The sequence below is a fragment of the Furfurilactobacillus rossiae genome (assembly GCF_013394005.1).
Lineage (GTDB): Bacteria > Bacillota > Bacilli > Lactobacillales > Lactobacillaceae > Furfurilactobacillus > Furfurilactobacillus rossiae.
In genome coordinates this window covers 696,121-717,691 of record NZ_CP040586.1, presented here as the reverse complement: position 1 = coordinate 717,691, position 21,571 = coordinate 696,121, and the positions used below count along the sequence as shown (strand labels likewise).

The window sequence follows — 21,571 nt, the reverse complement described above, 5'->3', positions numbered from 1 at the left end:
CACTTCCTTTTCAAAAAATCGCTATTTTAAACACAGAAAAACGCTCATCCCAATTTGAAATGAGCGCTCTAAAACTTATCATAATTGGTTATAATTCGGTTGTTTCTTTAACGGTTGTGTCATTGTTCGACATTCGGCGTGCAAGCTTCACATCACAAACAACTAACCCAACGGTTGTAACAGCTAATAATCCAATTGCTAACAAGGTTTCCATAAATAATCACCCTCGCTTTGTCAGTAATTTTGTATGAGTATATCATGCTTTACACCAAACACCTAATGTTTTGCGCAAACATTTTGAATCCGTTTACATGACCGCTCTTAGTATTGCTAACGACACAACTCCGACAAGCACAATCCACAGCAGGCTTTTAGTGATAGCCGCCGTAATTACAGTGGGAATCGATGCAAACAAGTTTTCATAGTTCACACTCGGTAAATGCCCCAGATGTTGCGTAAATAAATTTGTCACCCACAGCGCAGTCATAATCGTGATGGGCACAAAACTCAATAATTCGACCACTAGCGGCGGCAAGCTATGATTTTTTAAGAGCACAAAGGGCAACGTTCGTGATAATAAGGTCACAATGCCACAGCCGACAATGGTTAAAAGTACATAACTAGTAGAAAGCATGTTTGATAACCACCCCCGTCGCACAGCCCAACAGCGTGCCCACAACAAGTAACAGATTTCCCGGAATGAAAATAAGCCCTAGATAAATAATGACTGCTTCGGCCAGAATCACGATCAGTTGCAGTGACTTCGCCAACGAACGATCCGCGATAACTTGCAAATACAGTAACCCGATAAACATGGCGACTAATGCGAAATCCAGCCCGAGTCGCTCTGGATGGGCAACCAATTGTCCCAGCAACGCGCCGACACCTGACGCAATCATCCATGTAAAGTACGCAATTAAATTAGCAGTATTAAACCACTCAAATGACATTTTGTGGTCCGTATAATTCACCTTATTCATGCTTAGAGCAAAACTTTCATCAGTCAATAACGCGCCAATGAAAATATTGCGCCACATGCTGTCTTTCTTGAAATAAGGTGCCACTACCGTACTCATTAAGATCATCCGCGCATTCACCAAAAAGACGGCAACCATGATTGACACCACTGGATTGTGAGACACCAGCATGCTAACCATGATAAATTGGGCGGATCCAGCATATGTAATGGCGGACATCAACACTACCATGAGCACACTCAGGCCCACGGACTGGCTAACAACGCCAAACGCTAAGCCAATGCCAATATAGCCAAACACAGTTGGTAACGTATCCTTAATTGCCGTTCTTATATCGAGCTCATCTGTCATGAAGCTAATCACATTCCTTTACGTTCACTTGTAATCCTAAAACTCCGGCCAGTCTTGATGAGCAGCCATCCACGCTGACCCCATAATGCCGTATTCGTACTGATCAAACCACTTGCCATCTTGATAAAGGCCTTCGCGGTTCACAACTTCACGTTTGAAGCCGACACGTTCATAGGTGTGCACGGCCGCCACGTTATTGCTGTTCACACCCAAACGAACTTTATACAAACCCATTTCAAAGAAAGCATAAGCCAGCATACAGTTGATCGCGTCAGTTCCGTAACCGTGCCCACGTTCGGCTGGGTCAACGATGCCGATTCCTAGTTCACACACCTGATTTTTCAGTTGGATCTCGTCTAACTCGACCCAGCCAACTGGGCTGTCATCGGTCTGTTTGCGAACAATCAGTATCATGCCATCCGGTTCGTTGTTAGCCAACATTTTAACGAAACTTTCGTGTGTTCTAACCGTGGCCAAATCCCACTCGCTACTCCGTGCAAACGCGCCGGCCCATTGATGGTCTTGCAGATAAGTTGCATCCCCTTCACGTGCCTCCGTGAGGTTCACTAATCGTCCTTTTAATACATCTTTCATTTCGTTGCCTCCGTTAGCGCACGCCATTCCGTTTGCAAAATTCCGTAACTGTACCGGTCAATTCGTTGACCATCTTGATATAATGCACCAACATTGACCCCTTCACGTTTAAATCCCACCCGTTCATAAATGTGGATGGCCCCGGCGTTATTACCATTGACTTCTAAATGAACCCGGTGCATGTTCAACTCGTCAAATGCAAACTTCAAAATAATCCGCAACGCATCTGTGCCATAACCGTTGCCCTGCTGACTTTCCACGATGGCGATGCCCACTTCTGCACCACGATTCTTCAGTTGAACATCACCAAGCGAGATCCAACCAACCGTTGCTTCCGTATCGTTAGCCCGCACCACGTACACGAACTCATCAGTGCCCCAGTGTTCACCCTTCAGATCTTCTTTATAGTCCTCTGGCAACCATACCCGCGACATATCCATGCTCAGTTGTCTGAACCAGCCATCAGTCCACTGTTCTTGAGCGAATAATTCTGTATCGCCCTGGCGTAATTCGGTTAAATGAACCAACTTTCCACTCATAAAATTACTCATCATTCGTTTGCCTCCAGATTGTCTGCCAAACTTTCCTGCGTTGCTCTTAGTTCAAACACTTCACAGCTCATTAATAACTGATTACTAAACTGATAGTGGTCTTGAGCACCTTCTTCACGAAAGAACGCTTCGTGAACCCGGCGCCAATAAGCTAATGTCCGATCACCCTCACCTTCATGATAGGCATGCTCCGCAGAAACCTGCTGATATGGCATTATCTCCGAAACGACATTCTGAATAACCGCGACCGGCTGATTGTCACCGTTTAAAATAATGTCATAGTCACCAACTTGCGTGACTGCTTCACCCTCAATAAAAGCGGATGTCGTCGCCGTCTTTTTGCCTTTAACCACTAAGTCGGCTAATTCGTTTGCCATTGACGTTGTCATCCCAAACGACCATGCATCCGGTTGTGGTAATTGCCGACCGATTGACTGACAGTATGCTTGCCAGAATTTTTTCACTGTTGTACTAGTTTGCTTCATGTGGAGTCCTCCATTGTTGGAATGTCGATATGGTGAATGCTTTTAAGGGATGCTCGGTTCTTACTGAACTTCCCCCAGAAGCCTGCGCATAACCCAAAGCCGTCATCCTACAAGCAAAGTGCGCTTGCACGCTGCCACCTTTACGTTATTGCTCGAACCTTCCCGAGCTTCGGCATCACTCTATAAAAAAAGCACCCGGCTGCTTGCCGAGTGCATAACCACCATGACGACATTCAGTCCTACGTTAACGTTTAAAAAAGTGCACACTGGTCCCCTTAAACACAGATACATACGAAATTGTAAATGCATTGGCGAACCAATTAACAAACGTTAATGCAGACATTGCAATGTCCTCCCTCACATAATTTACCGAAAATTGCTCGGACCTTCCCGAGCTTCGGCATCACTCTAAACGTGCACCTTACTTCTAAATCCTGTGCATAAGCTACAAGCCAAAGCATTCGGAAAACCACCGAATCATTCACCTTGTTTCTTATTGCTCGGATTCACCCGAAGTAAGGCATCACTCTTCTAAAACGTGCACCTGTCGCCCAGAAGCCTGCGCATAACCCGTAAGTCGTTTCATTCGAAAAACCTCCGAATGCCACGCCTTCCACGTTATTGCTCAACTTCTCCCAGGGCTTCGGCATCACTCTTCTAAAACGTGCACCTATCGCTCAAGGTCCTGTGCATAACCCAAAGCCGTCATCCTACAAGCAAAGTGTGCTTGCACGCTGCCACCTTTACGTTATTGCTCGGACCTTCCCGAGCTTCGGCATCACTCTTCTAAAACGTGCACCTATCGCTCAAGGTCCTGTGCATAACCCAAAGCTGTCATCCTACAAGCAAAGTGCGCTTGCACGCTACCACCTTTACGTTATTGCTCGGACCTTCCCGAGCTTCGGCATCACTCTTAAATTATAAACAGTTTAGCATTCTCATTAGTTTCTAAGCAAGTTGTTTTTTATTTCTAAAGGCAGCAAAAAAGCCATTTCATTGACGAAATGGCTTAAGGCACAATATATTCATCTCTGTTTTAACGCGTCTTCATCATCAGATCCAATGACTTCTGCAGTGAAGCAGCTTCCTCACTGTCAGCGGCAACGCCCATCTTTTCAACCGTTTGGCGGATGTTTTCAGCAACCACTAATTTCATCGCCTTATCCACACTGGAACGAACAGCAGCGAGCTGAACCAAAATATCCTGACATTCACGGCCTTCATCCATCATGCGCAACACGCCATCCATTTGGCCACGCGAACGCTTTAAACGATTGGTAATTTGCTTGCTGGCCACCGTCTTTTGGGCCACGTCTGGCACATTCATCATGAGCAAAAACCTCCAAATTAATTTCGTTTATTATACCCCAGCAGGGATAATGTTTGCTAATCAAAAGGTTCCCGGTCAATGAAACCGGCTACTCTGCAATGTGAACAAAATCAGCCAACGCTAACCGTCCTGGCGCAACCGTATTAATTTTATCATCTACTTTGGCGTGTCCTAAAGCGACACCCATGACAATTTCTTGATCACTTGGAATACTTAATGCAGACCGTAACACATCAGGATATGCAATCAACGCATACGCTGGCATACTGTCCACACCACGATCCGTGGCACTGATCATCAACGTTTGCGCAAACGACCCCGTGTCAAACAATGAATACCCCGTGGCGTTTTTCTGAACAGTAAAATACACAACTACGGGCGCATTGAATAAGTTGGCGGCTGCTTGTGTTGCCTGTTCTTCAACATCTGTTGGCGTGTCAGAAATTGTTTCTGTCATTGTTTCGTTCCAATCGGCCATTGCTTGCTGACTAAGTGATGACCATTGCTCTCGGTGAGCAATGGCCAGGTCAGGCGTGCCATTCTGACCAGTCAGTACGCGTTGTTGATTAACCGCACGAATTTGGGCCAGTGTATCGCCAGTCGCAACGTAAACTGACCACGGCTGAGAGTTAGCCCACGAAGGTGCCTGACTGGCATCCTTAATAATTGCCTTAACGGTGGCTAAATCAATGGGCCGACCACTAAAATCCCGAACTGAGTGACGACCATAGATTGCCGAATGTGTTTCCATTTTTAAAACTCCTTTGTCACCTTTAAATTAGCGAATTATATTACTAGTTATTACTCTGCCAAATACTTTTCTAACTGCGCTTTCAGCAGTGGCTCTGGCCTGAAACCGACCAACTGATCGATAACTTTGCCATCCTTCTTAACAACTAGCGTAGGAATTCCTTGAATACCAAACGCGGCTGGAACCTGCTGATTTTCGTCAACATCCATCGATGTAAATTTCACTTTGCCTTCATATTGTTCCGCCAGATTATTGATTACTGGCTTCAACATCTGACAAGGTGGGCACCACGTCGCTGAAAAATCTGTAATAACAAGTCCCTTGTCTGTTTCCTGATTAAACGTTTGATCACTAATTTCTGTCACCATGTTAAACGGCCTCCATTTGCTTACTTTAAATAAGAACGATTGTTAATATACCCCCACGTGTATTTTACGTCAACTATAATGCTCATTGTCAGCAAAAGATAGTTTAACTTTATTGATAACAGGGCTTAATCAAACAAAAACAACGGTAACATGCCCGCTGGGGTAATTACCGTCGTTACTGTGTTAACCAATTAAGTACTTTTTGTAGCTGCATGCTTGTATTCGCAATGCCTTGTTGATGTAGTTTGTCTACCGCCCGTTGTGGAGAAAACAAAGCAATTTGAGCAACTTCGGCAACTTGCCGCTTCACAGCTGACAATTTGAAATCGCCGCGAAAAGCAAACCATTCCTCCACCCAATCTGATCCTCGAAACTCATCGCGCCAATTTAAATCGACCAACGATGATAGAGCCAATTCTTCTTCTATTTCTCGCTTAATTGCTGTTAATGCTGATTCTCCACGCAAAGCGGAGCCGCCAGCAGAACAATCCCACGCTCCGGGATGATTCAGTTTGCTCAAGCTTCGTTGTTGCAGCAACACCGCACCATCTTGATTAAAGATAAAAGCATTAACAACAAAATGGTAACGTCCAGCAGGAACACGATCACGACGCTGCTGTTTGCCGACGATATTTCCACACTCGTCATACTGGTCCCACCATTCATCAACCGTATCCGTCGTTTTCATGCAAACATTCCTTTCCAAAACGATTTATAGCCTGTGAATTTTACTAAAGTTCTGTAAAATGGGACATAGTCACAATTATTTTACGTCGACAATACCTACATAACCATCACGAATTATCTTTCTAGAGGGAAGCTTTATGAAATCAGAAACAACTCACCACATTAACATCCCCACGCAAGTTGCGGAACATCTGAATGTCAAACCTGGTGACAAACTGCAATTGACACTGCCAGATGACGATAACGAACAGGTTACCATTCGTCCGGACAAACCAGCGCGTGAGCATCAGACATTACCGATCCGTTGGTTTTTACTGCCGTCCATCTTAGCCAGTGTTTTGTTCTTCGCATATCTGTCAAACCAAGGGATTAATCAAATCGCCTTAGCTGGTACCAATTCTATCGCAAGTGCCGTTATTATCTTGGGAATCGTTAGCGGTTCATTATCATTCTTATTTTTCTACTTTAAGCAAAAGCATGACATCCAGCGATGGTTGACTGGATCACTTTACTGGCGTAGCTTTCCAACCATTTGGCTTTCGTTCATGATTATCCTAACCACTTGTCTGTTGGGATTCTTCTGGTTTGCGGGCATTTTATTCAAGGGCGCGACGTTCGATCAATTTACGTCGACGTTCATGTTCTTCCTATTTATCAGTCTAATTAATTACCTGATGATCCTGTCAGTCTCAGCGCTATCAATAACCATGATTTTTTCCTTATTGGTGTCGGTCATTGTCGCTGGTGTGTTATCGTCAATGATCACCAATAGTAACAAACGGTGGTGGGAGCATAACATCAGCTTCCTGGGCACAGAAAAAGCAGCTTACAGTTGGCAATTTAACCTGACCTTAATCGTTTCTGCATTGCTGACCGTCGCGTTGGTTGATTTCATTTTTTCCAGTCTGCGCAAGCAATTTGGCAGCAGCAAACGCATGTTGACACTGCGCATCTTATTAACGTTAACTGCTATTTGTCTGGGCGGTGTCGGTGCGTTTGCTAACAACGGCCGTGGTTTAATGCACGAACTTCATGACCAAACGGCCAGTTTCCTAGTCTATTTCATGATCATCACGATCGTTGCTATCCGTTACTTGCTGCCTAAAGTGACGCCAGAGTTTCTGACGCTATCGTACATTATTGGCGGCCTACTAGTGGTGACGACAATCCTCTTTCAACCAGTGGGATACCTGTCCCTCACCGCTTACGAGTTGGTTGCCTTCATTATGTCGTTTAGCTGGATGCTATTACTACTACAAACACTGCAGCGCATGCTGGTTCACGATCAGCGCACGTTTACTGTCACAATCGAATAGCTAAAGCGCCCGCACATTCTTCAATGATGTGCGGGCGCTTTAGTTTAGTTTTTCATAACCGTTTCGTCAGTCAGAGGCGCCGTTCTGTGAGGAACGGTTTCAACCCGCAAGAACAGCGGTTTTCCACCTCGATTCAGAGCTGAAAACCACATCTCTGAAGTCGTCCCATGCTACTAAATGGCCAAACCCATGCCATTAAGTAGCATCGACACTGAACTCTGCCTCTGGTCGACTCCACTCACATAACAGAAACTCGCGCTACCATTATCGTAAAATGATCAGCGTCAATCAAAGCAACAATTGTACTTAACTGCAACGGTAGCTGAAGGGCGTCAACATAGGAACCAAGCCGTGAAGGTACTGTTAATTCGTGGTTTTCGAATTTACAGTGCGGACGGTCGCAAAGACGCGGGTTCCTCACGCGGCTTGGCGGCGAGGTGAAAGACGGTGGGCTTCCGGCTTGAACCGGTCCCACGGCGGCGTTCCTATGTTGACAACCGTAAGCGACAGTACTCACATACAACTGCACGATTATTCATCAACATCGATAAACGTGGAAGTAACTGGCCGTTGTGCAACGTGGTCACTGACAGCTAGTTCAAAGGCCCGGCGACCAACTTCGTTAAAGTGATGGTCAATCGTCGGAATATGGAGCAAAGTGCTAGATAACTGATGTTCCTGTCCCATCAAGCCTGGAACAACAAGTCCATGATCCAAATAGCATTGCCGCGCATTGGCCACAATGTCGTCACCATTGCCAAAAATAAAATCTGGCTGTAAATCATTATCAATATAATACTGAGCGGAATCATAACCATCCTGGTTGTTAACCACGCTTGTCCGCACCAATTCAGGACGTGGCAACTCATGAAAGACATCTTTGTAAGCTTCAATCATTGCCTGGCTGGTCGCACTCAACGCGTATTCACGGCTAAGCAACATCCCGATTCGTTTGTACCCATGCGCCTTAATCCATTCAAACGCGGTTTCATAAGTAGAATTGCGTTCGGTAAAGGCAGCTGATAGCGGCAAGTCACCCGGATTCTCACAACAAACGATACGTCCCATTTTTGTATGCGCATCGTCACGCGCGAGTTCACTTAACGGAACACCGCGAGAAGTAAAAATGACCGCGTCAAAAGCACGTTGTCGCAATTGTTCCAAATAATGGCGTTCCACGCGCTCATCATATTTTGATGGCAACAGCACCACCCGATACCCCGCCGCGAATGCCGCCTCCATCACGCCATTCGTGATTTGAGTAAAGTATGGATGTTGGCTGTGTGGCAGTACAACGCCAATATTGTGGGTCTTGCCAGTACTCAAGTCGCGGGCGACCGCATTAGGAACGTAATCTAAATCCCGCATCACCTGTTCAACACGTTGCCGGACCTGATCGGTGACATATTTGCGATGGTTAATCACCCGTGACACTGTCGATACTGAATAGCCACTTGCCTTAGCAATATCATGAATATTCGCCACCGTCTGTCACCTCCCGCTTTATCGTTGGCTTTAGCATAGCAAACTTTCGACCTGCATGTTAGCGGCAATTAGATTACGATTCAACCAACAGTTGACGAATGCCGTACGCGACGCCATTTTCATTATTGCTTAACGTCACCCGCTCACCCACAGCTTTGATTTCCGGTAACGCATTGCCCATCACGATTGCATGACCGACACTTTCAAACATGGGTAGATCATTATGACCGTCTCCGAAAGCAACCAGTTCATTGGCCTGCAAACGTTCCTGTTGACGAATAAAAGCAATTCCTGTCGATTTACGCGCCCGTTTGCTCGTCACTTCGACAAACGTTCGACCGGATTGCTGAATCGCTACGGTCGGCAATTGCATAGCACGCAGATAAGCCTGTAAATGGGTCAATTCGTCAGGATTACGGGTAATCATCATAATCTTGAACAAACGAAGATCACGTTGTTCAATCAGTTTGCCAAACGGCACCAGCGTTGGCGTTTGGTGCGTAATGTGGCGTTCCAATTCAATGCCAGCGTCAATTCGTTCTGCATACCAAGCGTTCATACTATAGCAGCTTACACTGACGTTTGGAAATCGTCGCGTGACTTGGTGCAAAATCTGTTGGGCATCCATTGCGAGAATGCTACTGGCCTGAATCGGGATCAAACGATGCCCCTGCATTTTGAAAATCAGGCCACCGTTGAACGCAATTTGTGGTGCCGTCAATTTCAATGCGTTGATGAACGTCATCATTTCCATCGGTGCTCGCGCAGAGACTAACGTAAACGGAATATGACTATGTTCGATAGCCATCTTATTAGCCGGACTCATATTGCCATCACGATCCAACAACGTACCATCCATATCGGAAAAAATGTGTTTAATGTGTCCCATTCATGCCCACTCCTTTATCATTGACGATTAAGCCAAAACCGTCACTGGCAACCAATTGTTGATAATGTTTACAAGCCCATTCTCATCCTGTTTGCTTGCCGCCATTGCCGCAACATCAGCGGACTGCGTCATATGTTTGGCGAAGCTATCCAGCACATCGTTGTAATCTTCTTGATGTTCATTGCGCGGCATAATCAGGGCAATCACTGTATCAACTGAATGGGTCGGCGCTTCCCCCCAAATGATGGGTTCTGCAAACGTAAACGCGAGCACCGTGGGGTTCGCAATATCCGAAGCATTCGCATGCGGCACTGCGATATCTCCCATGGCACTGGTAGACATGGCCTCGCGAACGATTAAACCGCTCTTCAGCTCCTGTTCGTCTACCCCTAATTTGTCTGCGGCTGTGTGTGCGATCAGCTTCAACGCTGCAATTTCATTGTTATCTGCTAATTCAACGTCAGTATAAACATTTTCCCGAAATAATTTCATCATTGTCGCCCTCCACTACGTTTATTGGTTAGATTTCATTTACAAACGCAGTGTATTCTCTGAAACGGGTTTTAGGTCAAGCAGAAAATGCAAAAAAATACGCAACTGGGACATAACGCCTCAACTCAATTTCTAATGAAACGTCAACAGGCAATTTTTCTTCAACCGCAAAGGGTCATGCGGATGAAAAATTGCCGCAAACGCGGGACATAACACTGACTTTTGCTCATCTAACACGAATAAGGCATTCATGGGAAAATGCACCCATGAACGCCTTATTCGCGTTACCTGAGAAAGCCAAAACGTGTTATGTCCCGCTCTCGTATTCTCCAATAAACTATTTAAATGGATTCCAGAATCGGCCGCCATTGACTTTAAATAGTGCAATACCAACGAGCACAATCAACACAATTATAATCAAAGCCAAGTAGTCGTTTCGTTTGAAAGGTTGTGCCATGTACCACGTTCGTTTTTTATTATGCCCAAACCGACGCAGTTCCATCGCCTGACTGATAATTTCAATCCGGTCCAAGCTGGAAAGAATCAACGGCATAATAATCTGTACCGCGCCCCTTGCCCGTGTCATGAGCTTGGCCTTTCGTGAAATTTCATAACCACGAGCCTGTTGAGCCAAGCTGATGGTTCGGTAATCATTTTGAACGTCCGGAATGTATCGCAGCGCAATTGCTACTGAATAACTGATCCGGTATGAAACACCAATTTTGTTCAAACTGGCCGCAAATTCACTCGGATTAGTCGTCATCAGAAAAATCAACGCCAGTGGCACAGCAAAGATGTACTTCAATAACAAATTAAATTCATAAAAAAGTTGTTCCCAAGATAAGTTGAAGTAATGATCTGGGCTACCTAATATCATGTGATGCGTACCATAAATGGTGATTCCATAACTTGGCGCGAAAACATAGACCATAACCAAGTTCAAAATGGCAAACGCAACGATCACCTGCAAAACAAAGGCGACTTCATGGTACTTAATCTTAGAAAAATGAAACAGTATTAATGATATTAACAAAACGCCAAGTAGAAACCGCGTATCGTACGTCACCATGCCGATAATTGACAAGGCAACAAAACCAATCAATTTTGTACTGCCACTCAACCGGTTCAGAAACGTATCACGGGCCGTGTAACCAATTAACAGCTGGCTATTCATGGCTGCGCACCTCCCGTTCCGTTTGAACAAACTTAGCGACAAAATCTAATGCCGATGGTAAGTGGTATCGTTCAGCCAACGTGAACAAGCTTGTTTTAGCTAACGCGGCTTTTTCAATCACTGCCTCATTTGTCAACACATCGGCTGGTCGTGCATCCATCAACACACCGCCGTCAGCTAACACAACTGCGCGTTGCGTATACTCCAGCATCAGGTGCATATCATGGGTGATTAACATAATTGTCACCCGCTGCTCACGGTTCAGTTTCTCGAGGAAATTCATCATTTCTGTATAATGCCGCAAATCCTGGCCAGCCGTTGGTTCATCAAGAATAATCATTTCCGGGTTCAACACCAAAATAGCGGCAATGGTCACCCGCTTCTTCTGACCAAAACTGAGCGCTGATATCGGCCAGTGACGGAATTCGTACAAGCCACAAACCTTAAGTGTGTCGTTGACCTGATGCTCAACCTCTTCGTCAGTCAATCCGCGCAAACGCAAGCCCGCAGCAACTTCATCAAAAATCATCGCTTTGGAAATCATTTGGTTGGGATCTTGCAAAATATAGCCAATATGATCCGCGCGTTCCTTGACAGACAATTGCGTTAAATCCTGACCGTCAAGTTTCATCGCACCACCATCTAACTTAAGAAAACCAGTAATGAGGTTGCTCAACGTCGATTTACCTGTACCGTTACGGCCGACTAAACTCAACATATCCCCACGATTAATGGTTAAATTCAGACCATCGATAACTGGTTGATTGCGATTGTAACTAAAATTCAAATTCTTCAATGTTAGTAAGGGGTCTGTAGGCAAAGCGGGTTCTTGCAGCGTAACGCCAGCGGTCCATCTCTGAAGAGCTGATCCGATATTGTCCCCGGCAACGGTTTCGACAGAATCAATGTTTTCACAGTCGGCTAGTTTAACGCCTGCAAGTTGTAGTGCGCTCAAATAAAGCGGTTCACGCAAACCTAGCTGTTGCATCAACGAATCTTTTAGGATGGCAGATGGTTTGTCATTTCCGACAATTTCGCCATCTTTAAGGACAACTAGCCGGTCAATTGGCCGTTGAAGCACATCTTCCAGACGGTGCTCAATAATAACAATAGTCAAATTCTGTTGTCGTGCCAAATGATCAATGAGCTCAATCGAAGCCTTTCCAGACGCAGGATCCAGACTGGCCAGTGGTTCATCAAACAACAGAATGTTGCTTTCATCAATCAACACGCCAGCCATCGCCACCCGCTGTTTTTGACCGCCAGAAATCCCTTGCGGAGAATGATCTAATAGTGGTTTAAGATCCAGTCGCTCGGCCCATTTCTTCGTGGCGGCCCTCATTTCCGTTTGACTCCGTTCATCATTCTCGAGGGAAAAAGCGATATCCTCCTTCACCGACAAACCGACAAACTGACTGTCCGGGTCCTGTAGCACCGTGCCCACACTAAAGGACAGTTCAAAAATTGAGCTGTCCTTAATGTCGTGACCGGCCACTGTAGCCGAACCGGTTATTTCACCAGGATATGATTGCGGAATCAAGCCGTTAATGCAACGACCTAACGTCGACTTTCCTGATCCGGATGGACCAGCTAGTAACACCTTCTCACCCGGAAAAATGTCTAAATTAATATGCTTCAATGTTGGTTCTGATTGACTGTCGTACTGAAAGCCAAAATCTTTAAACGAAATGATTGGTTCAACCATGAATTACTTTTCCTTTTTCAAACTGCCATGCTGGGCACGAGTCCGTGAGTACAACACAATCAAGATGGTTCCGATGATGGCAACAGACACACTGTTAACAATCCATGAAGTAACCCCTTGAAGATATACTTTTGCCGCTGGTTCATGATATACCAATACGTCGCCAGTTGGCGCAATCAGGACCCAGGCAACAAAGTTAACCACAATCTGGTAAAGGTTAAACCAAACTAGTTTCATCGTTTTAACTGCCCCACCAGTTACATTTAATCGGTTTTTGATCAGGCCAAGGGCAACGCCAACTAAACCATCCGTAATTACCCAGGTCCACCAAGGTGACCCATAGGTAACAAAATCGTTTAAACTGTGACCAATAAATACGGCAAGGCCACCAGCAACCGGTCCGTATAAGGCAGCCAGCAGAGCCAAAAAGCCTTCAGCAACATTAAACTGAGTGTTAGGAATTCCCGTTGGGATGGCAACAAACTTCATTAACACAAATATGACCGCTGCACCAATCCCAGTAGCGACAACAGTTCGAATTGAATTTGACGACTGATTCTTATTGTTCATAAAACAACTCCCTTTCCCTTTTACGTATGCCATACGTAATCACCAGTGTGCGCAGCAATAATTGCAAAATTAATGATTGTCAGTTTAAAAATAAATAACAATGAATGAAAATAGTTATGAAAAAAACAGCGTTCCTACATATCAATGTAAGGACGCTGTCGCGTGGTGCCACCCAACTTTAAGCCGGCTCACCAACAAATGGTTAACCAAACTTCTTCATCACGTTAACGGTGTGCACCGAAACCGGCTTCAAATGTCACCAGTTTGACTTCTTCAAGACCATCTTTGCTTTGAACAATCATCGTTTACACCAAACACGACTCTCTTAGCATTAATTCAAAGTTACTCATCTCGTCACAGTCTACTCATCAATATTTAACTTTCCAAAGTATAGCGCACTTTGCAAATGACGTGCAACTACGATAACGGTTAACGGGGTGGTCTCGGCTATTTAATTTGGCAAAATGGCCGCTGAAACGTGACCTATCGATCTTTAAAACACGTTATTTTTGGGTCACAAAGCGGATAGTCAACTGGCCTCAAGTCTAATCAATTTCTTCAATTACCTTGGCTTCGATGTCATTGCCAGCTAAAATTCTGGCGGCAGTATAGTTGCTCAGGCCCGGACGATATGTGAGAAAAACTGGTTGGCCAGCTGGTATTTCACCAATGCGATCCCGAAGCTGACTAAGTGGGATGGTCAATGTTGCAGAAACCGACCCAGTTGCCGAACGACCTGGTTCACGAACATCTAGAAAAACGCCCTTTTCTTTCATCTCATCCGTCAGTTGATCCAGTTTGATTGTTTGACCAACCTGTTGCATCTGGTTCAAAGCAACATAGCCAGCAATGTTAATGACATCGCGTGTTGAAGAAAACGGCGGCGAATACGGCACCTCAATGTCTGGCAGGTCGGCAACCGTTAAGCCACCCGTTATTGCCGCAGATAATTGACCGATCCGTTTGTCCACACCGTGTTGACCAACTGCTTGGCCACCAAGAATGCGGCCTGTGTTGGGCGCATAAATTAACTTGAAGTTAATCCGTGAAGCGTTCGGGAAAAAGTAGGCAATATCATACGGTGTGATAAAAGCGCTGTCGTAACTGTCAATCCCCAAATGATTGAGTGTATTGGCCGTAAAGCCGACAGAACTAACGGTTAAATCAAATACTTTAGCCACACTCGTGCCAACAAAACCCGCGTAGGTGAGCGGCTCACCATTGATAATGTCCGCTAAAAGATGACCTTGTCGATTAGCCGCCGTCGACAACATACTTGGCGTTGGCAAACCTGTAATTAAGCTAGTTGTTTCAATGACATCTCCAATCGCATAAACATGTGGCAGGTTAGTCGCCAAGCGATTATTCACGATAATGTGGCCATCCGTTGCAAGTTTGACTCCAGCGGCAGCGGCCACTTCATTATTTGGTGTCACTCCGGTCGTCACCAGTAGCATGTCCGTTGTTAATTGTGTGCCATCACTCATAATCAGCTGATGGCCATGGTTGCGGACGGCCGCCACGGTTTTGTTCAAACGCAACGCAACGTGATGATCAGTCAATTCTTTCTCAATCACCGTCGCGATTTCCGGGTCATACGGAAACGCCACGTGAGCGGATTGTTCAATCAGCGTCACTTTCAAGCCACGAAACGTAAGGTTGTCAGCAAGCTCTAGTCCAGCTACACCTGCACCAATAATAGCCACGTGTTGGGGATGTTTTTGATCCATATACGCCTTGATTTTATCCGCATCAGTTACGGCTCGTAGTGTAAAACAATCGTCAGTATCTGCCAATCCGGGAATGGCGGGTAGCGTTGGCCGGGCGCCGGTGGCAATGACCAGTTCATCATAACTTTCTTGATACGTTTCTGTCGCTGTTTGCACCGTGACCAACTGAGCATCCGGATCAATCCCGGTAACGTCACTTTGCACACGAACGTCAATATTATTCTTGGCCTTCAAAGCTTCTGGTGTCCGTTCAATCAGCGCGTCACGATCCTTGACCACGCCTCCCAAATAATATGGTAAGGCACAACCAGCGTACGAAATTTCCGGACCACGTTCGAACATGACGATTTCGGCTTGTTCATTGATTCGGCGCAACCGCGTCGCAAACGAAGGGCCACCCGCCACTGCACCAATCACAACAACTTTCATTCTGTGTTGCCTCCAATCAGCTTAAGTCACCTGCTAAGCGTCAAACTTATCAAATTAAGCTTACTGGAACCTAAGCACACTTTCAAAAAATCCTCCTCAAACATTACTTTTCTTGATTCTGAATCTTAGCAAGTGCCTGATACTGTTTCATCATCCAGCTCTGATACGTTTGTCCCTTCGGCAACGTCTCAGTGACATTCAAAACTGGTACGTGATGCTTTTTGGCCAGGCTAACCATTGCACTAACCGTTTTGTCGCTGGCCTGACTGTTGTTAACGAAGAACGCAATGCGATGATGCGTAATATCCGTCTGCATCTGCTTAATCGATTTCGGTGATGGGTCCGTGCCATTTTCAACCGCCAATTCAAACTTAGAGTTGTTTCGTTTATACCCCAAAGCGTCTAACGTGTAATCGAATACTGGCTCACTCACATCCACGTGTTGCCCCTTGCTATTAGCTTTCAATTTAGTCACTTGATGCTGTAAGGATTTTAGGCTAGCAATGTACCGTTTTGCATTTGCTTCGTACTGATGCTTGTATTGCGGCGCCTGCTTACTGAATTTCTGGGCCAAGTAATTCGCTAATTTCGGCATCGTCTCCGGCTGGTACCAAACGTGCTCGTTGTCGCCAGTCTTCTTCTGAAGCACGTCTTCACCAACACGGACCACAGCCTGTTTGTGAGCGCCACTACTCTTATTCAGTTTGTGCATCCAAGTGTCGTAGCCGATACCGTTGTACAAAACAAAATTGGCCTTGGAAACTGTAATCCCATCCTTAGTCGTTGGTTCAAAATCATGCGGATCAACGCTGGGACTATTGATAATCGAGGTCACCGTGCCATGATTGCCCAGCACCGATTTTGCCACATCCCCGTAAAAATCAACGCTTGCGACAACGTGAATCGGTTTCTCATCACTGCTGGCCTGCGTCTGTCGTGGTGCCAACCAAGCCCACGTCACTACCGTTGCCAATAACGCAACCAAACTTAATGAAACTTGCCGAAAATACTTCATCGAAATCCCTCTTTCTAAAAATATGTAAATAGTAACAATTACTGTTTAGAGTTTACATACTTTAATCGCATCGCGCAAGAACAAAATAAAAAACGTGATTACTGAACATGAAAATCAGTCATCGCGTTTGTTTGGTCAACGTGTTATTCATTTAGTTGTGACGGCCGAAGCGCAAATATGACGGTCGGGCTAGGATTGCTAGGATGACACTTAAATTTGGAACAAACGCCCTTGCCATTCTACCTAGCTGAAAAGCTTCACTATTAAGATCGCTTGTATGCAACAGTACACTACTCTTAAAGAAAAATGGATCCACAAAAAACACCATAAGCACAAAAATAATAACAGAATCAATTACTGTTTTTGTTTTGATGCTTTCAGTATTTCCTAATAAACTTACCAGCATTGTAATAATTAGGACAACCCAACCTATAGCCACAATCCCTGCAATCGCTTCTGGTATTCGCAAGGATTTTATGAGAAAAAGAGATGGAATGTTAGCTATTAAAAAGAGTATGTTCAACCAATAGTAATAACCCTGCACCCTCTTCGTCCGCTTTGACTGGCGATCAATATCCGTCAAATGATTTATCATACTTTGATCTCCCTTGAGTAATTCATCTACCGTTACGTGGTAAATGTTGCTTAAGGTCATCAGGCTCGCAACATCGGGATAACTTCGATCATTTTCCCAACTAGAAATGGTTTTACGTGACAACTTCAATTGATCTGCCACATCAGCTTGAGTCAGCTGTTGATGCTGTCGCAATTGCTTCAACTTGATTCCAATTTGCATCCCCTCATCACCTCGCTCAAAGTATCAGTCGAATATAGATTTTCAGCAAGCTAAGTATCGTAGACATCTTGGGGGACAAGGGATTACGATGCAAACTTGCTACCGTGCATAACAGATAAACCATCTGCTTTATGATGAAATTAATGGTCTCGTTGTGACCTAAATCGTTAGTATTTCAGGCCACGGCATTGCGCCAACTACTGGCAGGTCAGCTGAAGGGCGTCAACATTGATACCGAGCCGTGAAGGTAACGTTAATTCGGCGGTTTTCCGAATTTAGGTTACGGACGGTCGTCTAGACTCGCGGGCTTCACGAGGCTTGACGGCGAGGTGAGAGATTCCGGTTTTCAGGAAGCTTGAACCGGTCCCACGGCGAGCGTATCAATGTTGACAACCGCAAGCGGCATCCAGCACCAATTCGAATATATAATAAATTAAAAAAGTAGCAGTCTTTTCACAGTAAAAAAGACAAATGATTCGTCAAGCATTTGAACCATTTGTCTCTCTTTTTTGATTAGAATTCAAGTTAAACAACTTCTGCACACCGACAACTACAGTTCCGGAAACCAAATTTTGATTTCCCGTTCAGCTGCCGCAGGACTGTCAGAGCTGTGAACGACATTACGAATGGCGCCGTCTTCCCAAGCACGGCCATAGTCACCACGAATGGTCCCTAGTTCCGCTTCATCAGGATTCGTCTTACCAGCCATTTGATGAAATGCATCAACAATATGCGTGCCAGTTGCCACGATTGCGACAATCGGACCAGACTGCATGTAATCCGTAATTTCTGAAAAGTAAGGTTTGTCGACCTTATCTGAATAATGCGCCCGTAATTGCGCATCAGTCGCCTTCTGGATCACTTTTAATGCGCTGATCTGATATTGCTTACGCTCCAATCGGTCGATAACATCCCCGATATGTCCGTTTGCTACACCATCTGGTTTAACTAGGATCAATGTTCGTTCTTCTGCCATCACACTCATCGCCCTTCGCATTTTTATGTACAAACCCAGTATATTTCACTTCATGAACAAACCCAATAAGAATCCACAATTATATTTTGTAGTGCTGTATCAATTTCTTAATAGCAATAGTCACTTTAACAAGCAAGCCAAAAAACACCCGATGCCAGCAAGGTATCGGGTGTTTTGCGTATGATCCTAATGTAGCGCCTCGACAATGCCACTAATAATAGCTGGAATAAACCAGTAGAGAAAACCACCAATTGCAAAGACCATCCACCAATACCGAGCGGCAAAATCCCAAAAGCTCAGCCCACGATGATGATCCGTTACAACGATTTTTTCTTGAAAAGTTGTATCCCCCTTAATTAAGCTATCCAAGCTGACACTGAACAAATCACTAATTTGAATTAATCGTTCGATATCCGGATACGCAGTTCCTAGCTCCCATTTAGAGATGGCCTGACGACTAACATGCAATGTATCTGCCAATTGCGTTTGTGTCCAATCACGCCGTTCCCGTTCCTCTTTAATTCGTTGCCCCAGCATCATAATAATCGCTCCCCTTTCGTTAACTATATTGTGAATGGTTAACGCCAAAGATGCACGATATACCTCCGAGCATGGCTGGCAACTGATGGTTGCAACCCCATGATACCAACATTTTCGCGGACTCATGCCCGCAGACCAAACATAAATAAAACGTGTCTAGTAATTAATTATTAGCATCGTAATTTGGGTTTAAGTCACCGGTATTGTCACGGTCATAGGCTTTATTATACTGGCTTGAGGTATTCGTATCGTGACCCCAGGTCGATTTTGTGTCTGCTGTTTCGCCAAAATCAGCGGCAGGAACGTAGGCTTCCATGCCGGCTGGGACTTCTTCACCAAACCGCGGACCTGTTGTGGCGGCGCTCATTTCAAGTCCCTTACGTAACTTGTTTGTGACCCGCTGCTTTTCCGTTTGGGGCAAGATTTCAAAACTCTGCCCGGCAATGTCATCGCTCACACCCTGAACGTGATCTGAGACAACGTGTTTGGTCGCACTTCGATAAGATTTGGCTAATTCCATTAAGTCACTCAGCGATAAATCTGTCCGTGATTGACTCGCCAAGGAATCAATAAATTGGTCATTCAACAGATTATTTAACTTACTCCCCTTTTTCAACAGTGCTTGAATGACAATCCGTTGTCGCAACGTCCGACCATAGTCGCTTTCGGGATCTTGATAGCGCATCCGGGTGAACTTCAGTGCCTGCGAACCGTTGACATGAATCTGTTTACCCTTAGTGAAATGTTGCTTTTCATAGGTGAATGTCAGTGGTGGCACAATGTCGACCCCGCCAACTTCATTGACCAACTTTTCCATGCCACCCATATTCAACAGGCCATAGTAATCAACTGGAACGTTAAACATATTTTGGACAGTCGCAATCGTGCTTTTTGTTTGACCAAAATAGTACGCCGCGTTGATTTTCGTCGGAAATTCGTCCTCATGACCACTAATCACAGCTAGAGAATCCCGTGGAATGCTCATCATGGTCGTCGTTTGCGTCTTGGGATTAATGGTCACCAACATCATTGAGTCTGTACGACCACCGGCCCACACTTTTGAATCACGTCCTAAAGCGCCAACATCGGTGCCCAATAACAAGATCGAAATTGGCTTTTGTTCCTTGATTAACTGGCTCACATTTCGGCTCTTCTTAATCCCCGATGCGCTGTACATTTTACTAGTTGACCGTTCCACGCTACTAAATACGTGATAACTATAGCCGCCAACACTGAGCACAACCACTGCAACGACTGCCAGAATGATGTTTCGTGTGCGGTGCTTCGATTGATGACGATTCATGCGGTTGTCTTGTGATTCACTGTCCATAAGATGGTTCCCCCTGAATAATTGCTCCGTTAATAAACTGGTATGAGTGTACGAAATTTTTCCAGAGTTTAGGGACGATTAATTTTTTATTGCGTTAATTTTAAGTTCAGTGATAGTTCTTAACTTTTTATTAAGGGAATCCCAAAAATCAAACAAAAACGCATCAACTGATTAAACAGTTGGTGCGCAAACGAACTTAGAAATTTAATTAACGGTGCACGATTTCCTGCATGACATCATATTCATCCGGTTCAACGTTGCCAGAATAGTTTGGCGTGGCGATTGAGATACCGCCATCGCGATTTTTAAACGCATAAAGGTCACCAGCCGTATCGATCTCGCTACTGTCACCTGATTTCAATCCTTCGATATGAATACGGGTATTCACCTTGACTGTCCGAACGGCATTATTGCTAGCGCCGAACACACGAATTGGCGTCGTCGGAATTTCTTCATACATTACGTTGTAAACGGCAGGTTGACTGCCATCTGAACCACGCCACGTAAATGTCGCGGTCCCAGCGCCCGACTGATTATTAAACGACAAATCTAGTGAGGCAGGGACATTCACCCCACGATATTGAAACGAACTCACTGCGTTCATTGATTCTGTTGAAACAGAGTAGGGACCAACCGCAGTCGTGGTGTCATTATTTTTACTAGATGAATGATCGTTATTCATCATACTGGAGTGATCACTCATCATCCCCGAATGCCGTGACATCATTGAGGCATGGTGCTCAGATGTCGAGTTAGAAGATGTTGTATCGTCTGAATCACGACGTTCGGCAGAACTTGTTGACGAAGAAGCGTTACTAGCAGTATTTTCGTTCTCTGAACCACCATTCATTGCCTTGCCAACAAAGTAGCCACCAACCGCAACCAAAATTACAACAAAAGCAATAAGCCACCATTTTGAATTCGATTTTTGATGTTGCTGACGCTGCATAATAACCCCTCCCCGAGTTGTATCCATTACAACCTTAGAATACGGGATGGTACAGTGTCTGTCTAGTGAAATTGATTTCCG

The 21,571-nt window shown here is 45.1% G+C and carries 24 protein-coding genes; 1 reads left to right on the top strand and 23 read right to left on the bottom strand.

The features are described from left to right. Positions 1-88: 88 nt before the first annotated feature. The 10 genes from LROSL1_RS13225 to LROSL1_RS03320 all read right to left on the bottom strand — a co-directional run bounded on the left by LROSL1_RS13225 (position 89) and on the right by LROSL1_RS03320 (position 6,095). Complete coding sequence (locus LROSL1_RS13225; protein ID WP_017260575.1) at positions 89-214, bottom strand: hypothetical protein; 126 nt, start codon at positions 212-214, stop codon at positions 89-91. Between the two features lie 93 nt (positions 215-307). Continuing rightward, positions 308-634, bottom strand: coding sequence for an AzlD domain-containing protein (locus LROSL1_RS03360; protein ID WP_178913761.1), 327 nt, complete (start codon positions 632-634; stop codon positions 308-310). Then, positions 621-1,328 carry an AzlC family ABC transporter permease gene (locus LROSL1_RS03355; RefSeq protein ID WP_017260577.1) on the bottom strand — a complete coding sequence of 236 codons (708 nt, stop codon included), beginning with the start codon at positions 1,326-1,328 and terminating at the stop codon, positions 621-623. The genes LROSL1_RS03360 and LROSL1_RS03355 overlap by 14 nt, the downstream gene beginning before the upstream one ends. Positions 1,329-1,364: 36 nt before the next feature. After that, on the bottom strand, positions 1,365-1,922 hold the full coding sequence (locus LROSL1_RS03350; protein ID WP_178913760.1) for a GNAT family N-acetyltransferase: 558 nt from the start codon (positions 1,920-1,922) through the stop codon (positions 1,365-1,367). Next, entirely contained in the window at positions 1,919-2,476 is a 558-nt protein-coding gene (locus LROSL1_RS03345) for a GNAT family N-acetyltransferase (protein WP_178913759.1), read from the bottom strand. The genes LROSL1_RS03350 and LROSL1_RS03345 overlap by 4 nt, the downstream gene beginning before the upstream one ends. After that, the gene (locus tag LROSL1_RS03340) at positions 2,473-2,958 is read right to left on the bottom strand and encodes an ASCH domain-containing protein (RefSeq protein ID WP_178913758.1); all 486 of its coding nucleotides are present in this window, start codon (positions 2,956-2,958) and stop codon (positions 2,473-2,475) included. The genes LROSL1_RS03345 and LROSL1_RS03340 overlap by 4 nt, the downstream gene beginning before the upstream one ends. 1,036 nt (positions 2,959-3,994) lie before the next feature. Next, positions 3,995-4,288 carry a metal-sensing transcriptional repressor gene (locus tag LROSL1_RS03335; RefSeq protein ID WP_161003768.1) on the bottom strand — a complete coding sequence of 98 codons (294 nt, stop codon included), beginning with the start codon at positions 4,286-4,288 and terminating at the stop codon, positions 3,995-3,997. Between the two features lie 88 nt (positions 4,289-4,376). Next, positions 4,377-5,039 (bottom strand): nitroreductase, encoded by a 663-nt coding sequence (locus LROSL1_RS03330; RefSeq protein ID WP_178913757.1) that lies wholly within the window; start codon positions 5,037-5,039, stop codon positions 4,377-4,379. 50 nt (positions 5,040-5,089) lie between these two features. Further along, on the bottom strand, positions 5,090-5,407 hold the full coding sequence (gene trxA / locus LROSL1_RS03325) for a thioredoxin (protein ID WP_178913756.1): 318 nt from the start codon (positions 5,405-5,407) through the stop codon (positions 5,090-5,092). Positions 5,408-5,582: 175 nt separating this feature from the next. Then, complete coding sequence (locus tag LROSL1_RS03320; protein WP_178913755.1) at positions 5,583-6,095, bottom strand: NUDIX hydrolase; 513 nt, start codon at positions 6,093-6,095, stop codon at positions 5,583-5,585. Between the two features lie 136 nt (positions 6,096-6,231). On the opposite strand from LROSL1_RS03320, the gene LROSL1_RS03315 reads away from it, so the two are divergent. Next, positions 6,232-7,410: an AbrB/MazE/SpoVT family DNA-binding domain-containing protein gene (locus LROSL1_RS03315; RefSeq protein WP_178913754.1), complete on the top strand. Its 1,179-nt coding sequence runs from the start codon at positions 6,232-6,234 to the stop codon at positions 7,408-7,410. Positions 7,411-7,941: 531 nt separating this feature from the next. Here the strand turns inward: LROSL1_RS03315 and LROSL1_RS03310 are convergent. From LROSL1_RS03310 to LROSL1_RS03250, 13 genes are all read right to left on the bottom strand, one after another. Then, the gene (locus LROSL1_RS03310) at positions 7,942-8,895 is read right to left on the bottom strand and encodes a LacI family DNA-binding transcriptional regulator (protein ID WP_178913753.1); all 954 of its coding nucleotides are present in this window, start codon (positions 8,893-8,895) and stop codon (positions 7,942-7,944) included. A 73-nt stretch (positions 8,896-8,968) separates the two neighbouring features. Beyond that, on the bottom strand, positions 8,969-9,784 hold the full coding sequence (locus LROSL1_RS03305) for a Cof-type HAD-IIB family hydrolase (RefSeq protein WP_178913752.1): 816 nt from the start codon (positions 9,782-9,784) through the stop codon (positions 8,969-8,971). 27 nt (positions 9,785-9,811) lie between these two features. Beyond that, positions 9,812-10,279 carry a PTS sugar transporter subunit IIA gene (locus LROSL1_RS03300; RefSeq protein ID WP_178913751.1) on the bottom strand — a complete coding sequence of 156 codons (468 nt, stop codon included), beginning with the start codon at positions 10,277-10,279 and terminating at the stop codon, positions 9,812-9,814. A gap of 334 nt (positions 10,280-10,613) precedes the next feature. Continuing rightward, positions 10,614-11,450: an energy-coupling factor transporter transmembrane component T family protein gene (locus LROSL1_RS03295; protein ID WP_178913750.1), complete on the bottom strand. Its 837-nt coding sequence runs from the start codon at positions 11,448-11,450 to the stop codon at positions 10,614-10,616. After that, positions 11,443-13,155 (bottom strand): ABC transporter ATP-binding protein, encoded by a 1,713-nt coding sequence (locus LROSL1_RS03290; protein ID WP_178913749.1) that lies wholly within the window; start codon positions 13,153-13,155, stop codon positions 11,443-11,445. The genes LROSL1_RS03295 and LROSL1_RS03290 overlap by 8 nt, the downstream gene beginning before the upstream one ends. Before the next feature lie 3 nt (positions 13,156-13,158). Further along, positions 13,159-13,725 (bottom strand): ECF-type riboflavin transporter substrate-binding protein, encoded by a 567-nt coding sequence (locus LROSL1_RS03285; protein ID WP_161002253.1) that lies wholly within the window; start codon positions 13,723-13,725, stop codon positions 13,159-13,161. Positions 13,726-14,270: 545 nt separating this feature from the next. After that, positions 14,271-15,884, bottom strand: a complete 1,614-nt coding sequence (locus LROSL1_RS03280) for an FAD-dependent oxidoreductase (RefSeq protein ID WP_178913748.1) — start codon at positions 15,882-15,884, stop codon at positions 14,271-14,273. A 103-nt stretch (positions 15,885-15,987) separates the two neighbouring features. Then, a complete protein-coding gene (locus LROSL1_RS03275) occupies positions 15,988-16,899 on the bottom strand; it encodes a metal ABC transporter solute-binding protein (RefSeq protein ID WP_178913747.1) in 912 nt (303 codons plus the stop codon). Between the two features lie 151 nt (positions 16,900-17,050). Then, positions 17,051-17,695 (bottom strand): helix-turn-helix domain-containing protein, encoded by a 645-nt coding sequence (locus LROSL1_RS03270; protein WP_178913746.1) that lies wholly within the window; start codon positions 17,693-17,695, stop codon positions 17,051-17,053. 550 nt (positions 17,696-18,245) lie between these two features. Next, positions 18,246-18,671 carry a nucleoside-diphosphate kinase gene (locus LROSL1_RS03265; RefSeq protein ID WP_178913745.1) on the bottom strand — a complete coding sequence of 142 codons (426 nt, stop codon included), beginning with the start codon at positions 18,669-18,671 and terminating at the stop codon, positions 18,246-18,248. A 186-nt stretch (positions 18,672-18,857) separates the two neighbouring features. After that, positions 18,858-19,211, bottom strand: a complete 354-nt coding sequence (locus LROSL1_RS03260) for a helix-turn-helix domain-containing protein (protein WP_178913744.1) — start codon at positions 19,209-19,211, stop codon at positions 18,858-18,860. Positions 19,212-19,374: 163 nt separating this feature from the next. Continuing rightward, complete coding sequence (locus LROSL1_RS03255) at positions 19,375-20,541, bottom strand: LCP family protein (RefSeq protein WP_178913743.1); 1,167 nt, start codon at positions 20,539-20,541, stop codon at positions 19,375-19,377. 208 nt (positions 20,542-20,749) lie between these two features. After that, positions 20,750-21,490 carry a hypothetical protein gene (locus LROSL1_RS03250; RefSeq protein WP_178913742.1) on the bottom strand — a complete coding sequence of 247 codons (741 nt, stop codon included), beginning with the start codon at positions 21,488-21,490 and terminating at the stop codon, positions 20,750-20,752. Positions 21,491-21,571: the final 81 nt, after the last annotated feature.

Coding starts and splice junctions, on each gene's coding strand:
- trxA (WP_178913756.1), bottom strand. CDS start 5,407: ATGGTGACAGAAATTAGTGATCAAACGTTTAATCAGGAAACAGACAAG.
- LROSL1_RS03290 (WP_178913749.1), bottom strand. CDS start 13,155: ATGGTTGAACCAATCATTTCGTTTAAAGATTTTGGCTTTCAGTACGAC.
- LROSL1_RS03335 (WP_161003768.1), bottom strand. CDS start 4,288: ATGATGAATGTGCCAGACGTGGCCCAAAAGACGGTGGCCAGCAAGCAA.
- LROSL1_RS03330 (WP_178913757.1), bottom strand. CDS start 5,039: ATGGAAACACATTCGGCAATCTATGGTCGTCACTCAGTTCGGGATTTT.
- LROSL1_RS03255 (WP_178913743.1), bottom strand. CDS start 20,541: ATGGACAGTGAATCACAAGACAACCGCATGAATCGTCATCAATCGAAG.
- LROSL1_RS03280 (WP_178913748.1), bottom strand. CDS start 15,884: ATGAAAGTTGTTGTGATTGGTGCAGTGGCGGGTGGCCCTTCGTTTGCG.
- LROSL1_RS03250 (WP_178913742.1), bottom strand. CDS start 21,490: ATGCAGCGTCAGCAACATCAAAAATCGAATTCAAAATGGTGGCTTATT.
- LROSL1_RS03305 (WP_178913752.1), bottom strand. CDS start 9,784: ATGGGACACATTAAACACATTTTTTCCGATATGGATGGTACGTTGTTG.
- LROSL1_RS03270 (WP_178913746.1), bottom strand. CDS start 17,695: ATGCAAATTGGAATCAAGTTGAAGCAATTGCGACAGCATCAACAGCTG.
- LROSL1_RS03300 (WP_178913751.1), bottom strand. CDS start 10,279: ATGATGAAATTATTTCGGGAAAATGTTTATACTGACGTTGAATTAGCA.
- LROSL1_RS03260 (WP_178913744.1), bottom strand. CDS start 19,211: ATGATGCTGGGGCAACGAATTAAAGAGGAACGGGAACGGCGTGATTGG.
- LROSL1_RS03340 (WP_178913758.1), bottom strand. CDS start 2,958: ATGAAGCAAACTAGTACAACAGTGAAAAAATTCTGGCAAGCATACTGT.
- LROSL1_RS03265 (WP_178913745.1), bottom strand. CDS start 18,671: ATGGCAGAAGAACGAACATTGATCCTAGTTAAACCAGATGGTGTAGCA.
- LROSL1_RS03355 (WP_017260577.1), bottom strand. CDS start 1,328: ATGACAGATGAGCTCGATATAAGAACGGCAATTAAGGATACGTTACCA.
- LROSL1_RS13225 (WP_017260575.1), bottom strand. CDS start 214: ATGGAAACCTTGTTAGCAATTGGATTATTAGCTGTTACAACCGTTGGG.
- LROSL1_RS03315 (WP_178913754.1), top strand. CDS start 6,232: ATGAAATCAGAAACAACTCACCACATTAACATCCCCACGCAAGTTGCG.
- LROSL1_RS03295 (WP_178913750.1), bottom strand. CDS start 11,450: ATGAATAGCCAGCTGTTAATTGGTTACACGGCCCGTGATACGTTTCTG.
- LROSL1_RS03275 (WP_178913747.1), bottom strand. CDS start 16,899: ATGAAGTATTTTCGGCAAGTTTCATTAAGTTTGGTTGCGTTATTGGCA.
- LROSL1_RS03360 (WP_178913761.1), bottom strand. CDS start 634: ATGCTTTCTACTAGTTATGTACTTTTAACCATTGTCGGCTGTGGCATT.
- LROSL1_RS03285 (WP_161002253.1), bottom strand. CDS start 13,725: ATGAACAATAAGAATCAGTCGTCAAATTCAATTCGAACTGTTGTCGCT.
- LROSL1_RS03345 (WP_178913759.1), bottom strand. CDS start 2,476: ATGATGAGTAATTTTATGAGTGGAAAGTTGGTTCATTTAACCGAATTA.
- LROSL1_RS03320 (WP_178913755.1), bottom strand. CDS start 6,095: ATGAAAACGACGGATACGGTTGATGAATGGTGGGACCAGTATGACGAG.
- LROSL1_RS03350 (WP_178913760.1), bottom strand. CDS start 1,922: ATGAAAGATGTATTAAAAGGACGATTAGTGAACCTCACGGAGGCACGT.